Genomic DNA, 14,484 nt, shown 5'->3' on the forward strand with positions numbered 1-14,484 from the left:
TTTCGCGTGTCCTCAGCGTCGTGACCTTTAGGGCGTCGGAGGAAGTACCAGGGTGGACAACAGGACCACCGTGCCATTGGGCAGCCGAACCTTGTCCGGTGCCACCAGGACATATCCAGGCGGAAGAACTACCGCTGGGAGCGTCGAGGGCAGGACCGCGACGGGAGCCGGAGCAGGCACAGGAGCCACCGGCGCTACGGGTGCCGGAGCAGGAGCCACGGCCTGCGTTACGGCCGGCGCAGCAGGCGCCGGAGCGACCACTACCGGAGCCGGGACTACTGCGGCCGGCACAGCAGGTGCTGGAGCGGCCGGGGCAACCACAGCGGGCGCCGCCGGCGCTGGTGCCACAGGAGCGGGAGCAGCCGGGGCTGGAGCCGCCGGAGCCGGTGCCGCAGGGGGCACGACGGCGGTCGGCGCGGAAGCGTCCGACGACGTCACTGGCGGTGCCACAGTCTTCGCGGCAGGCGCCGTGGTCGTAGCAGGCGACGTGGTGGTCGCTGGTGCCGTGGTGGTCGCTGGTGCCGTGGTGGTCGGCGAAGGTGTCGGAGTCGGGGTAGCGGTCTGCGTAGGCGTGGCCGTGGGTGAAGCAGTCTGTGTAGCGGTCGGCGTCGGGGTGGGCGTAGCAGTCTGCGTCGGAGTCGGGGTCGGCGTTGCCGTCACGGACGGTGAGGGGGTCGCCGTCGGCGTCTGCGTTGGCGTCGGCGTGTGCGTAACCGGCGGCGTCGTGGTGGTAGGCGGAACCACTACGGGCAGCGGCTCGGGCTCTTCGTGCTCTCCGCCGATGACGGCGCGGTTGGTGCCGTCGGCTACCGGCACGGCCCAGACCGGAGTCGCGGACGTTCCTGTTCCGACGCCGGGCTGGTAGTTGACCATGGAGATGGTCTGCAGCGGATCAATCTGCCGCATGGGCAGGTAGGTCCAGCCGTTGGGGTTGGTGTGCAGGCCGTTCACGATTGTTTCGAAGTGGAGGTGGCAGCCTGTGGACCAGCCGGTAGTGCCAACCTGGGCGATGACCTCACCAACCCGGACGGATTGGCCCTTGGTGACGCCGATGGCCTGAAGGTGGTTGTAGGTGGTGACCAGGCCGTTGCCGTGTTCGATTTCCACACGGTTTCCGCCGCCCCAGAGGTGCCAGCCGACGGCCCGGACCACACCGGCGTCGGCCGCGTAAACGCGCGTGCCGCAGGCGGCGGCGTAGTCCTGGCCCCAGTGGAACTCACCGGCCAAGCCCGTCAATGGGCTGTAACGGTAGCCATAGTTGGAACTCAGATTGAGGACCTCAAGGGGTGCATACAGGGCACCGGTGGGCGGACGGGACAGCCCAGCGGACGCTACCGTGAGGCCTGTGGAACCGTCTTTGCTGACGGTTCGGACCATGGCGCGGTCGAAGTAGACCATGGGGGTTCCGGGAAGTTGTTCCGGGGGTTCGGGCATGGGGTCGATGACGAGTGTCTCGGCCTCCGGCGGCACCAAGGTGCCCAATGCCGTGGGCCCGACGACGCCCTGCGCCAGGGAATTATCAACCGTACTGGTGGGAACCGCATTGAGCGGCTGGAAGCCAAAAGCGAAGAAAGCCAGAACTGCGAGGCTTCCCGCGATGAGAACGCGATGGAAACCTTCCGCGCGGATCAAATCAATTGCCCGGTCTGAATCATGATGCTTGCCCACAAAACACTCCCCAAAGCCAGCGGCACCAAACCCCAGCCTGGCGTGCAAGCACCATTGTTGCGGGTATCAGGGGAGAAATAAAGGCTTCATGGGTCCTTGTCGCGGAAAGGTTCCATCAGTTTTAGCTCAAGATGTCTTGAGCTTCGATCTGAGTGCAAGCGTCAACGACAGTCCAACCCTTCTTGGCCTGCGTTGAGGCGAATCGGATCTAGTATTCGTTCTTCTTCGTAGGCCGTTCAACTTTCGATTCCTTCACCATGCGCTACGGGCGTTCGACGGCTTCGGCTTCATCGAGCCATTCCACGGGTTCTTTGCCCAGCCCCGCTGCGATAGCCGAGGCCGTTTCACGCCAGGAGGTAAGCTCGGCAATCGCGAGGTGGGGCTGATGGGTGGCGAATGAGGCACGGGCTGCTGCCAGCACAGCAGTCGCGCAGGCTTCCTGGTCAGCCGGGCTCAGGGCCAACATCCAGGGGAAGCGGTCGCTCATGCGGCAAGCCAGGGTCCCTTCGACGGTCGTGGAGACCGCAACGAGTTGCGCCGCGAGATCCAGCAGTGCATCGCGCGCTTTGTCGGCACTCTCGGACATCAGCACCAGCGATTCGCCGTCGCGTCGCGTTACCTTGACAGGGCGATCTACCGCGGCCGCAAAGACGTCTGCCGATGCGCGGCTGAGTTCAGAAGACTTGAATGTCGTTTTCGATAGCAGTGCTCCGCTCATACAACAACACCAACTCAGAACGTATTCTGAAGTCCGTTAGTCCATTAGCCCAAGGGGCGTTACCTAGCCCAGGTTTTCCTTCAGCAGCGCGCGGTGCTCGACGGCGGCCGTGGAGTGGAGCGCACGGCCGGCGTCCGTCAGTTCCAGGAACAGCGAGCGGCGATCATCCGCACAGGTTTGGCGGGACACCAAGCCTGCTTTTTCGAGCCTGTCCACCACCTTGGAGACGGCGCTCTGCGTCATGGGCGTACGCTCCCCCAATGCCTTCATCCGGCAGGCTGATTCTTCGCTTTCAGCCACGAGATCCAGGATTTCGAACTCATTGAGCCCAATGTCGAACTTGGCTTCGAGGGCGCGGTCGATCGCTCCTGCGGTGCGGAAGTAGGAGTTCTGGATGCTGCGCCACTGCTCAACCAGTTGACGGTCACGCGTCGTTGCCATGTGCCGATTCTAGTTCATTACGCGATTTGAATCCACGTCATACAATTCTGCGTCATTCAATGACATGTCATCGTAGTCCTTGTCATTGAATGACGCGTCATATAGATTGAAGCGCATGACATCACCCACCACCCTCAAAACCTCAACTGAGCCGCCTTTGGTTTCAGCCGTTCACTGGACCCGTGCCCAGTGGCTGCTGCTGATGGTTGTCTGCACCGTTTTGGCCCTCGACGGGCTGGACGTTTCCATGGTTGGCGTTGCCCTGCCTTCCATCGGACAGGAACTCAATCTCGGAACCGATTCACTGCAGTGGATCGTCTCCGCCTACGTTCTCGGCTACGGAAGCCTGTTGCTCCTGGGCGGCCGACTCGCGGACCTGTTGGGCCGCCGTCGTATCTTCCTGATTGCCTTGACCGTTTTCGCCGCGGCGTCGCTTCTTGGCGGGCTGGTGGACGACCCCGCCATCCTGATCGCCACCCGGTTCATCAAGGGACTCGCGGCCGCCTTCACCGCGCCCACAGGATTCTCCATCATCACCACCAACTTCGCGGAGGGACGCGAGCGCAACAAGGCGCTGTCCATCTTCACGACGTTCGGCGCCAGCGGCTTCTCGTTGGGCTTGGTGGTGGGTGGCCTCATGACCAGCCTCAGTTGGCGCTGGACGTTCCTGGTCTCGGTGCCAATCGCGGTGGTGGTTGTCCTTCTGGGCATGAAGTTCATTCCCAAGGACAAGCCGTCCGTTGAGGACAGCGGCCACGATGCCTGGGGCGCCGTGACCCTGGCGCTGGGCATGCTTGGCCTCGTCTACACCTTGGTTTCAGCACCGGAACAGGGATGGGGATCTGTGGCAACAATCGCCGGATTCGCAGTTTCCGTTGCCGTGCTGGCAGCCTTCGCGGTGATCGAGAACAAGGTCAAGCACCCGCTGATCCGCTTCAGCATCCTCAAGGAAGGCTGGGTGGCACGGGCCAACCTCAGCGCGGTGGGGTTGTTCGGGTCCTACCTGAGCTTCCAGTTCATCGTCACCATGTACCTGCAGTCGGTGCTCGGCTGGACTCCACTGGGCATGGCACTGGCCCTGCTGCCGGCTGGCCTGTTGGTGGCGACCAGCGCACCGTTTGCGGACAAGCTCATCGAAAAGTTCGGCGCCACCCAACTGATCCTGACAGGCCTCACTGCTCTCGGATTGGGCTACGTCCTGTTCCTGCGCGTCGGCACCACGCCTAACTATGTGCTGGATATCCTGCCGTCGGTGGTCTTGCTGGGTATCGGATTTGCCCTGGCTTTCCCGTCCATCAACGTGCAAGCGACCGCCGGGATCAAGGATTCCGAACAAGGGCTGGCAGCCGGCCTGATCCAGACCAGCACCCAAGTGGGAGCCGCGCTGGTTCTGGCCGTCACCACAGCCTTGGTCAGCGGTCACGGCCAAGCCGCCGGAACCGTCAGCGCCCAAGCCATGCTGGAACAGTACCGGCCGGGGCTCATCCTGAGTGCCGCCGTCGCCATTGCCGCCCTGCTGGTGGCAGCGGCACCATCCAGGCGCCGCGTCCGCTCCTGACCCACCGGAGTTTTTGTACAGATCATGCCCTTATGTGACCCTCATAAGGGCATGATCTGTACACAATCTGCTCTGTACACCTCCGCCAAATGGAGGTCTCATGGGACCTATGAGGAATTACCTCACGGAGTACAGGCACGAATTGCAGCGCACCTTCACGGGAACGTCGGGCACGCCTCCGGAGTGGGTGCCGCGCCTCGCAGACGGGAACGACGCCGGATATCACCTTCCGGGCTCGGCCGTCTGGGCGGTGCATGGCCATGTGGCCACCATCGTGGCGGGCATCCGCGTCCTGCTGATGCAGGCCCTCCATCCCGGCGCTCTTGCCGGTGTGTACGAACACTCCGGCTTCCAGAAAGACCCCTTGGGCCGGCTCGCCAACACCGTGCGGTGGATCTTCACGGTGACGTACGGCTCTACGGAGGCCGCCGAGGCCGCGACCGCACGGGTCCGGAAGATCCACGAACGTGTCCGCGGATCCTACCTTGATGGACAGGGCGTGGAGCGCGAATACGCAGCCAACGATCCCGAACTGCTCCGCTGGGTCCACGTCACCTACGCGGACTCCTTCATCACGGCCAACCGGATCTGGGGCAGACCCATCCCCGGCGGACCGGATGCCTATGTCCGCGAGTGGGCCGCGGCCGGCCGGCTCATGGGGGTCACCGATCCCCCGCTCACCGAAGCCCAGGTCCGCGAGGAACTGGAGCAGTGGTACGCCTCGGGGATACTCCGGGCCGATGAGCGGCTGGCCGAGACGGTGTCGTTTATTCGCTACCCTCCCCTGAGCCCCTTGCTGGCGCCTGGCTACCGCATCCTGTTCGCGGCCGCCGTCGCAAGCCTTGAGCCCAAGTATCGGGACTTACTAGGCCTTCGCGCCCCGCGGGTTGGGCCAGTTCCTTTGCCGGTGGTCACCGCTACCAGGGCCGTGCTGGGCATGGTCCGGTTTGCCCTGGGCTCCCATGGACCGAGCGAGCTAGCCGCCCGTCGCAGGCTGCAAAGGCTGGGCTACGCGGAGGCTTGAGGTGCCTTTCGCTCTCCCCCACCTCCGCCGAGGGGTCAGCTCTCAACCTTTAGGCACCTATCGCTTCTCCCCCACCTCCGAGGGGTTAGCTTTCAACCCGTTTCACGCGCACTTTACTGCCGAGAACTCACGCCTCGACGCAGACCCCTTAAGGCCAAAAGCCAACCCTTCGGCGGGGACCCACGTGGTGTGGACCTCGCCGAGGGGCTGGCTTTCAACCTTTTGAAGCGTGATTACTGCCGAGAGCTCACCCCTCGGCGGGAACTTACTGCCGAGAGCTCACCCCTCGGCGCACACCGTGACGCGCCCTAGATCAGGTGATCGGACAGGTGGTTCGGCGTGCCGAAGCGGTGGGCGGTGATGGACACTGCCTGTTCGTGGAGGAATGGCAGCATCTCGATCCGACCGGCCTGGGTCACCACACCGTGGTAGACCGCGACGTCCGGACGGCCACCCATGGCTGCGCTCAGCGCAGCGAAGTCGCCACCGATCAGGCGGATCCGGCCGGCGTCGAACTTTGACGCACGGGCCAGCCACGCGGCGTCGTCCTCGATCCGGACGCTGACGCTCAGGTTCGCGAACACAGTCACCACGGCATCGGGAAGTACGACGGCGGAGCTCACCTTGAGCGCCGAACCCGCCACGGCGCCGGCTGCTGCAACACGGAGCAGGTCAGCGAGCCGTTCGCCTTCGGAGAGGCGGATGGTGACAGGGAGGGAGCGGTAGCGGAAGACGTTGCGCTCTGCGGAGAGGGCGGAGACGTCCTTGGTGGTGCCGAACTCGGATTCCCATGCTGCGGCATCGCTGAACAGTGACTGCTGCAGGGACTGGAGCTCGCTACCGGAGACAGCGGCAGACTTCGCAGCAGCGAGAAGCTGCGCGGCTGCACCCTGGAGCACGGTGCCGCGCTTGGCCTTGGCTTCGGCGGGGAGCCAACTGCCCAGTCCGATGAGGTAGTTCGGTCCACCGGCCTTGGTTCCGGCACCGACAGCGGACTTCTTCCATCCACCGAACGGCTGGCGCTGGACGATCGCACCGGTGATGCCGCGGTTGACGTACAGGTTTCCGGCCTGGATGGTGTCCAGCCAGACGCCCATTTCAGCGGAATCCAGGGAGTGCAGGCCGGCAGTGAGGCCGTACTCGATCTCGTTCTGGATGGCGATGGCTTCCTCAAGGGTCTCGGCGGTCATGACGCCCAGAACCGGGCCGAAGAACTCGGTGAGGTGGAAGTAGGAGCCACGCTTGACGCCCGAACGGATGCCCGGGGACCACAAACGGCCGGTTTCGTCGAGGCGCTCAGGCTTGACGGCCCAGGTTTCGCCGTCGCCCAGGGTGGTGAGGGCGTTGAGGAGCTTGCCGTTGGCAGCCTCGATGATCGGCCCCATCTGCGTGGTGGCGTCCTCGGGGTAACCGACGGTCAGGGAGCGTGCGGCGTCGATCAGCTGGTTGTGGAAGCGGGCGCTCTTGGCGACCGAGCCCACCAGGATCACCAGTGAGGCAGCCGAGCACTTCTGGCCTGCGTGGCCGAACGCCGAGTAGACAACGTCCTTGGCAGCCAGGTCCAGGTCAGCACTGGGGGTGACGATGATGGCGTTCTTACCGGACGTCTCCGCGAGCAGCGGCAAGTCCTGGCGGAAGGAACGGAACAGTTCGGCGGTTTCGTAGCCACCAGTGAGGATCACGCGGTCAACGCTGGGGTGCGAGACCAACTGGGTGCCAAGCTCGCGCTCTTCGAGCTGCACCAGCGCCAGCACTTCGCGCGGCACACCGGCTTCCCAAAGGGCATCCACCATGACTGAACCGGAGCGACGGGCCTGCTTTGCAGGCTTGATCACGACGGCGGAGCCTGAGGCGAGCGCTGCAAGCGTCGAGCCTGCGGGGATCGCCACCGGGAAGTTCCACGGCGGGGTCACCACGGTGAGGTTGGCTGGGACGAACGTGGCGCCGTCGACCGTTTCCAGGTCCTTGGCGCGCTCGGCGTAGTAGTGCGCGAAGTCGATTGCTTCGCTGACTTCGGGGTCGCCTTGGTCGATGGTCTTGCCGGTTTCGGAGGCCATGACTTCCAGGAGCTCAGCGCGGCGTGCCTCAAGGATGTCGCCGGCGCGGTGCAGGATCACTGCGCGCTCGGCGGCCGGAAGGGCGCCCCAGGCCTTGCCGTGGTCCACGGCGGTGGCGATGATGCGGTCCAGTTCGGCGGCGTCGGAGACCTTGGTGGACTCGACGATCTTGTTGCCTGCGGTAGAACCGGGGATGCGGCTGAGGATGTCGCGGCCCCAGGCGCGGTTGGCCGGGAGTGCCGGGTCCGTGTCCGGGGTGTTGCCGAAGCCCTCGAGCGGTGCGGGCTCGGCGGGGAGACGGCGGTCCTGCTGGCGGTTGGGCCCAGGAACCTCGTCCGTCATTCCGGCCAGGGAGTCCAGGAAGCGCTGCTGTTCGCGCTTGAACAGGGCTTCGTTTTCGCTCAGTTCGAAGACCGCGCTCATGAAGTTTTCCTGGCTGGCGCCTTCTTCAAGGCGACGGATCAGGTACGCGATGGCGACGTCGAATTCGCCCGGGTGGACCACCGGTGTGTAGAGCAGGAGGCTGCCGACGTCCTTGCGGACTGCGGTGGCCTGGCCGGTTGCCATGCCCAGGAGCATTTCGAACTCAATGCCCGTGGTGACGCCACGTTCCTTGGCGAGCAACCATGCGAAGGCGACGTCGAACAGGTTGTGGCCTGCGACGCCGATGCGGACCGCGTCAATGCGCTCCGGGGTGAGGGCGTAGTTGATGACGTTCTTGTAGCTGGTGTCCGAGTCCTGCTTGGTCCCCCAGGTGGCCAGCGGCCAGTCGTGAAGGGAAGCTTCAACCTGCTCCATGGGAAGGTTGGCGCCCTTGACCACGCGGACCTTGATGGGGGCGCCGCCCTGGGCGCGGCGGGCGGTGGCCCATTCCTGCAGTTCCTGCATGGCACCGAGTGCGTCGGGGAGGTAGGCCTGGAGGACGATGCCGGCCTCGAGGTTCTTGAACTCGGGCATGTCCAGGATGCGCTTGAACACCGCGATGGTCATGCTGAGGTCTTTGTATTCCTCCATGTCCAGGTTGATGAACTTGGGCTTGGGGAAGGACGCTGCAAGGCGGTACAGCGGGGTGAGCTTCTCCACCACGTGGTCGACGGCTTCGTCGAAGGCCCACGGGGAGTGCGGTGCAACTGTGGAGGACTCCTTGATGGAGACGTAGTCCACGTCATCGCGGGCAAGGAGCTTGAGGGTGCCTTCCAGGCGGCGCTGCGCTTCGTGCTCTCCCAAAACGGCTTCGCCGAGGAGGTTCACGTTCAGGTGAACGCCGTCCTGGCGGATCTTGGCGATGGCCGGGCCGAGCTTGGCGTCAGTGGCGTCCACGATCAGGTGGCCCACCATTTCGCGGAGCACGCGGCGGGCGATCGGGATAACTACCTGCGGGACGATCGGAGCCATGACGCCACCGACGCGGACAGCGCTGCGCATGTACCAAGGGAGGAACTTGGGCACCTTGGGTGCCAGCTCTGCGAGTTTACGGCCGGCGACCGACAGGTCCTCGGGGCGGATGACGCCGTCGACGAATCCAACCGTGAAGTCCAGGCCGTTGGGGTCTTTCAAGACGCCGGCGAGGCGCTGGGCGGACACGTCCACGGGGATCTTTCCGGCTTCTGTGAGCCAGTGGCGGACCAAGGCGATGGCTTCCTGCGCCAAAGCGTCGAACTGTCCGGAATCCTGGCTGCTCGGGGCGGTGGCATCCGGGATGGTGCTGGTCATGGGGGCTCCTTCTGGGACGGAGAAGTTTGTTTGTTTCCATCAGTATGGATCTACAATCACGTTAGGAAAAGCGATCTTTTCTGACGAATATTGATTACCCATCCCGACCTTTTGGAGGCCGCCGTGCTGGACGTCCGCAGGCTGCGCTTGCTGCACGAGTTGAAGATCCGCGGAACCCTCGCGGAGGTGGCCGATGCCATGCAGTACAGCCCATCCTCGGTCTCCCAGCAGTTGACCCTGCTGGAGAAGGAAGCCGGCGTGGAATTGCTGCGCAAAGCGGGTCGTCGCGTGCAACTGACGCCCCAGGCGGAGATCCTGGTCGCACACACCGCGGCGCTGCTGGAGACCCTTGAGCGCGCAGAAACCGAACTCGCCGCTTCGCTGTCCATGGTCACGGGAACGGTTCGCTTGGCCGTCTTCCAGTCCGCGGCTTTGGCCCTGCTGCCGGATTTCCTCACCATCATGCGGCACGAGTATCCCGAGGTGCGCGTGGAAATGACCCAACGCGAGCCCGAGACAGCCCTGTACGAAACGTGGGCGCGGGACTTCGACCTCGTGGTGGCCGAGCAGTACCCCGGCCACGCCGCCCCGCACCACAGCGGGCTGGACCGCGTCACCCTCACCAGCGATGCCATCCGCCTGGCCACTCCCCCGGTGGGACTCGGCGGCGAAACGGTGTCGACCCTCGCGGACACCGCGTCGATGCCTTGGGTCATGGAACCCCGAGGTGCAGCTTCACGGCACTGGGCCGAACAGGCATGCCGGTCTGCGGGCTTCGAACCCGACGTCAGGTACGAAACGGCCGATCTCCAAGCACAGATCCGGCTCATTGAATCCGGGAACGCCGTGGCACTCATGCCGGACCTCGTCTGGACCGGGCGCTTGCGTACCGTTCAGCTGCTGGATCTTCCAGCCCTGCCAAAGCGGACCGTGTTCACCTCAACCCGCACGGCCGGCCGCATCCACCCCGCAACCGCAGCCTGCCGCGAAGTGTTGGAAAGGGTGGCAGCAGCACAACAGCAGGACGCCGAGCAGCAGGCTGACGCGGACTAGCGTCCGGCTGCGCAACAACCCATCCGGGGACGCAAAAGGCCCCAGTCCAAGGACTGGGGCCAAACGCGGAGAATGGGGGATTTGAACCCCCGAGGGCGTTAACCCAACACGCGTTCCAGGCGTGCGCCATAGGCCGCTAGGCGAATTCTCCTTGCTTCCGATTCGAAAGCAGATACTACTGTACCTGAGAATTTCGGCAACGTGTAATCGGGCCGAATGACCACCCCTGGAAGGCCCAGGAAACTCCCCCGTTAACGGAAAAATGGACGCCCCCAACGCGCCCATTCTTGCGGTACATCGTTGAGCCACCGGGTCCGGCCCCTCGCCCCCAGGCCCCGCAGCTCACAATCTTGAGATTGCCCCAATCGGTGTACATATCCATGGTCCGCTGTGATACCGGCTTTTGCAATGGTCGAGACCTGTTTGTAGCCGAACTTTATTGACAGGATGTTCCCATGACCCAGCTTCATGCCTTGGTGGTTTACGTTCCTGAGACCCAGATCGAAGAGGTTCTCCTGGCCATTGGGGACGCCGGCGCCGGGCGCATCGGCAACTACTCCCACTGCGCCTTTACATCGCCTGGCACCGGCCGCTTCACGCCCCTGCCAGGAGCGCGGCCCTCCGTAGGCGAGGTGGGGATTGAGGAGCAGGTGCCCGAGACCCGGGTCGAGTGCGTGGTGGAGGAAGACATGCTCGACGGCGTTGTGCGGGCTCTGCGGGCCGCCCACCCCTACGAGGAGCCGGCTTTCATGACGTGGCCGGTGAGTGGGTGGCGATAAATCGCGAACCAAACCACCCGCCGTCGAGCCTTATCCACAGCCACTCAAGCCGATTCGAACCCCAACCCAAGTTCGGGTAAGCTTGTCGACGGCCCCTCATGTGGCGTCATCCTGTTGAACTCCCCCAGGACCGGAAGGTAGCAAGGGTAGATGGGCTCTGGCGGGTGCATGAGGGGTCACTTATTTAAATGTCAGTCTCTATAGGTAGGTTTCACTTGTGACTGTTACAACTGCCCTGTATCGAAGGTATCGCCCGGACTCTTTCGCGGACGTTATCGGGCAGGAACACGTCACGGAGCCGCTGATGACGGCGCTCCGCAAGAACCGTGTGAACCACGCCTACCTCTTCTCCGGCCCCCGCGGCTGCGGCAAGACCACGTCGGCGCGCATCCTGGCCCGCTGCCTGAACTGCGCCGAGGGCCCCACTGACACCCCCTGTGGCAAGTGCCCCAGTTGCATCGAACTGGCGCGCGGCGGCTCCGGCTCGCTGGACGTCATCGAAATCGACGCCGCCAGCCACGGTGGCGTTGACGACGCCCGGGATCTCCGGGAACGCGCGACTTTCGCGCCGGTCCGCGACCGCTACAAGATCTTCATCATTGACGAGGCCCACATGGTCACGTCGGCCGGCTTCAACGCGCTCCTGAAGATCGTCGAAGAGCCGCCGGAACACATCAAGTTCATCTTCGCCACCACGGAGCCGGACAAGGTCATCGGGACCATCCGCTCCCGCACGCACCACTACCCCTTCCGGCTGGTGCCGCCCGAGCCGCTGATGCAGTACCTCGAGCTCCTTTGCCAGCAAGAGAACGTTCCGGTCGCCCCCGGTGTGCTCTCACTCGTCATCCGCGCAGGCGGCGGCTCGGTTCGCGACACCCTGTCCGTCCTTGACCAGCTCATGGCAGGCGCCGGCCCGCATGGACTGGACTACGAACTCGCTGTGGCCCTGCTCGGCTACACCCACGCTTCCTTGCTGGACGACATCGTGGATGCCGTTGCCGCGACCGACGCCGCAACCGTGTTCCGCGCCGTAGACCGCGTTATCCAAACCGGTCACGACCCCCGGCGTTTCGTCGAGGACCTCTTGGAGCGCTTCCGCGACCTCATCATCGTTCAGGCGATGCCCGAGAGCGCCCAGGCCATTCTTCGCGGCATGCCGGCGGACCAGATCGCCCGGATGCGCAACCAAGCAACCAACCTTGGCGCTGCCGAGCTCTCCCGGGCAGCGGACGTCACCAACACCGCACTCACCGAGATGACAGGCGCCACATCGCCGCGTCTCCACCTTGAACTGCTGTGCGCGCGCATCCTGCTGCCCAGCGCTGAGCAGACCGAACGAGGCATCGCTGCCCGCATTGACCGCGTGGAACGTCGCCTGAATTACACGGCCGACGGCGGTGCGCCTGCTGTTGCTGCTGGCCCGCCGGTTACTGCGGCTGCTGCGCCGGAAGCCGCGCCTGCTTCGCAAACCGCACCGGTTTCCCAGCCCGCGCCCGCTACCCAGCCCGCACCTGCTACCCACGCCGCGCCGGCTGTGCCCGAGCCGACCTCTGAGCCTGCGTCACGGGAAGCCCTGACAGCACCGCGGGTATCAACCAGTGATTGGCCAGTGGAGGACCGGCAAACCTCCGGTCGCCCCTCACAGTCCGCTCCTTCGCAGGAAGCCGCACCCCAAGCTGCTGCCTCGGCACCAGCACAGCAGCCCGAACCCACCCAGGCACCGACGTCTCGTCCAGCCCAGGCAACGCCGCAAGCACAGCAGGCGGCACCTGCCCAGCCAGCCCCAGTGCGCCCTGAACCAGTGCGCCCTGAACCGGTGCAGCTGGCACAGTCCGAGTCAGTGCAGTCCGCACCAGCGCAGGTTGCACCTCAAGCACCGACACCGCAGCCGAACGCAGCCGGAGGACCGCCTGCATCCGGCGGAACCGGAGACGTGGAGGCTCTGCGCCGTGCATGGCCGGATGTCCTGCAGACGCTGACCAAGATCAAGCGCAGTACCTGGGCGCTCGTGGAACCCAATGCCCAGGTTGCCCAGTTCGACGGCCAGGTCCTGACTTTGGCATTCACCACCGGCGGCCTTGCAGGTGCGTTCGGACGTGCGGATCACTCCGAGAACCTTCGGCAGGCGATTCATAAGACCATCGGCATCGACTGCCAGATCGTCGCCATCGCCGGCGGCAACAGCTCAGCGAGCTCTGAGCCAAACCCAAAAGCACCTACTAGCCGGGAAACTCCGGCTGCTGCAGCACCAGCGGGCGCCGCGGCGTCGGCGGGTGCTGAATCCCCCGAGGCAGCAGCGGCAAACGTCACGTCGTCGCCTGCGGAAACAGCATCGGCGCCGGCACCGGTGTCTGCTGTCGACTCCGCGTGGGGTCTGGCACCGGCAGCACCGGCACCACCAGCACCCACGGCCCCGACGCCGGCTGCGCACATGCCGGAACCGGCTGCTTCAACGCAAGCACCCACCACACCGATCCCGGCCGCTCCTCCGACTCCCGAGCCATCCGGCGACTACTCGTACCCCGACGACGACTGGGGTCCGCCGCTCGACGAGGACGCTCCGCCCTTGGACGAAGAGCCACCTGCGGATTGGGAACCCCCCTCGGGTTACGGCCAACCAAGTAAGGCACCGGCAACTGCGGCGCCGGCAACCAGTGTCCCAACATCCCCTTCGAGCGCCTCGGCGCCTTCAGCGGCCACCACTTCGGCTTCAGCAAGCAGCGCAACAGCGGCCGCACCTCCGCCCTCTGCCGGCACGACGAAGGCGACGGCGTCCAACGACCCCTGGTCCAGGGCAGTCGAGCAAGCGCCGGGTACTTGGGTTGTGGGCACAGAGTCCAATGTGGGCAAGAAGCCCGCCGAAGCGGCCGAAGAAACCGCAACGGCAGCAGACGCTCCTGACTACGAGCCAGCCGCAGCCCAGGTTCCGGAAACAAACACGGGCGCCTACGGTCATCCAACCAACGCGGAGCAGAACCCAAGCTCCAGCTGGGACGTCGCACCGGCGTCGAGCTGGCCCGCATCGCAAACGATGCCCGAGCCCGTCGGCAGCAGCGCCCCGGGCGTCAGCAGTGGCGCTCCGGGCGTCAGCAGCGGCGTCCCCGCCGGAAGCGGCAACGCCGCCGCGCCCACCTGGCCCTCCTTGGCGACCCAACCCGAGGAAGCCCACGGTTCGGTTGCGACGCTGGAGGAGGCCGCGCCGTCGGGCAATCCGAATGGCCGCCAAAGCCTGTACCAGCGGTTGACCAACAGCCCCGAAGCCCAAGCGGGTCGCGTTCAGGCGCCGGTGAGGACGCAGGCGAAGCCGGAGTCGGTCGCGGACGACATCCCCAGCCCGGAAGATGAAACCATCGAAGAGTCCCGTGTCTTTGGGCGGGCTGCGGTGGAGCGTATTCTGGGCGGAAAGCTGATTGAAGAGCGCGCCTTGGACGGTTCTCCCCTGCTACCCCGCTGACTCCAGCATTGATTTCAAC

General features: G+C 65.0%; 9 protein-coding genes, 1 tRNA gene and 1 other RNA gene. 6 read left to right on the top strand and 5 right to left on the bottom strand.

What is annotated here, in order from left to right:
* Positions 1-27 precede the first annotated feature (27 nt).
* The 3 genes from RQH14_RS00195 to RQH14_RS00205 form a co-directional block, all read right to left on the bottom strand.
* Positions 28-1,668: a M23 family metallopeptidase gene (locus tag RQH14_RS00195; RefSeq protein ID WP_311211339.1), complete on the bottom strand. Its 1,641-nt coding sequence runs from the start codon at positions 1,666-1,668 to the stop codon at positions 28-30.
* A gap of 262 nt (positions 1,669-1,930) precedes the next feature.
* Entirely contained in the window at positions 1,931-2,386 is a 456-nt protein-coding gene (locus tag RQH14_RS00200; RefSeq protein WP_311211340.1) for a prevent-host-death protein, read from the bottom strand.
* Positions 2,387-2,449: 63 nt separating this feature from the next.
* Positions 2,450-2,827 (bottom strand): MarR family transcriptional regulator, encoded by a 378-nt coding sequence (locus tag RQH14_RS00205; protein ID WP_311211341.1) that lies wholly within the window; start codon positions 2,825-2,827, stop codon positions 2,450-2,452.
* A 115-nt stretch (positions 2,828-2,942) separates the two neighbouring features.
* On the opposite strand from RQH14_RS00205, the gene RQH14_RS00210 reads away from it, so the two are divergent.
* The gene (locus RQH14_RS00210; RefSeq protein WP_311211342.1) at positions 2,943-4,385 is read left to right on the top strand and encodes an MFS transporter; all 1,443 of its coding nucleotides are present in this window, start codon (positions 2,943-2,945) and stop codon (positions 4,383-4,385) included.
* A 100-nt stretch (positions 4,386-4,485) separates the two neighbouring features.
* Entirely contained in the window at positions 4,486-5,409 is a 924-nt protein-coding gene (locus RQH14_RS00215) for an oxygenase MpaB family protein (RefSeq protein WP_311211343.1), read from the top strand.
* Positions 5,410-5,717: 308 nt separating this feature from the next.
* On the opposite strand, the gene RQH14_RS00220 is transcribed toward RQH14_RS00215, so the two are convergent.
* Entirely contained in the window at positions 5,718-9,179 is a 3,462-nt protein-coding gene (locus RQH14_RS00220; protein WP_311211344.1) for a bifunctional proline dehydrogenase/L-glutamate gamma-semialdehyde dehydrogenase, read from the bottom strand.
* A 123-nt stretch (positions 9,180-9,302) separates the two neighbouring features.
* Here RQH14_RS00220 and RQH14_RS00225 point away from each other — a divergent pair, with 123 nt between their 5' ends.
* Entirely contained in the window at positions 9,303-10,232 is a 930-nt protein-coding gene (locus tag RQH14_RS00225) for a LysR family transcriptional regulator (RefSeq protein ID WP_311211775.1), read from the top strand.
* Positions 10,233-10,298: 66 nt separating this feature from the next.
* Here the strand turns inward: RQH14_RS00225 and RQH14_RS00230 are convergent.
* Positions 10,299-10,383 (bottom strand) — tRNA-Ser (locus RQH14_RS00230).
* Between the two features lie 304 nt (positions 10,384-10,687).
* Here RQH14_RS00230 and RQH14_RS00235 point away from each other — a divergent pair.
* The 3 genes from RQH14_RS00235 to RQH14_RS00245 all read left to right on the top strand — a co-directional run bounded on the left by RQH14_RS00235 (position 10,688) and on the right by RQH14_RS00245 (position 14,465).
* Complete coding sequence (locus RQH14_RS00235; RefSeq protein ID WP_311211345.1) at positions 10,688-11,011, top strand: hypothetical protein; 324 nt, start codon at positions 10,688-10,690, stop codon at positions 11,009-11,011.
* A gap of 87 nt (positions 11,012-11,098) precedes the next feature.
* An RNA gene (ffs, locus tag RQH14_RS00240) (signal recognition particle sRNA small type) lies at positions 11,099-11,195 on the top strand.
* Between the two features lie 33 nt (positions 11,196-11,228).
* Positions 11,229-14,465 carry a DNA polymerase III subunit gamma and tau gene (locus RQH14_RS00245; protein ID WP_311211346.1) on the top strand — a complete coding sequence of 1,079 codons (3,237 nt, stop codon included), beginning with the start codon at positions 11,229-11,231 and terminating at the stop codon, positions 14,463-14,465.
* Positions 14,466-14,484 lie beyond the last annotated feature (19 nt).

Origin of the sequence: Arthrobacter sp. WCS2018Hpa-7 (assembly GCF_031843805.1) — a bacterium.
In the GTDB taxonomy this organism is placed as follows: domain Bacteria; phylum Actinomycetota; class Actinomycetes; order Actinomycetales; family Micrococcaceae; genus Arthrobacter.

Coding starts and splice junctions, on each gene's coding strand:
- RQH14_RS00200 (WP_311211340.1), bottom strand. CDS start 2,386: ATGAGCGGAGCACTGCTATCGAAAACGACATTCAAGTCTTCTGAACTC.
- RQH14_RS00210 (WP_311211342.1), top strand. CDS start 2,943: ATGACATCACCCACCACCCTCAAAACCTCAACTGAGCCGCCTTTGGTT.
- RQH14_RS00215 (WP_311211343.1), top strand. CDS start 4,486: ATGGGACCTATGAGGAATTACCTCACGGAGTACAGGCACGAATTGCAG.
- RQH14_RS00235 (WP_311211345.1), top strand. CDS start 10,688: ATGACCCAGCTTCATGCCTTGGTGGTTTACGTTCCTGAGACCCAGATC.
- RQH14_RS00220 (WP_311211344.1), bottom strand. CDS start 9,179: ATGACCAGCACCATCCCGGATGCCACCGCCCCGAGCAGCCAGGATTCC.
- RQH14_RS00205 (WP_311211341.1), bottom strand. CDS start 2,827: ATGGCAACGACGCGTGACCGTCAACTGGTTGAGCAGTGGCGCAGCATC.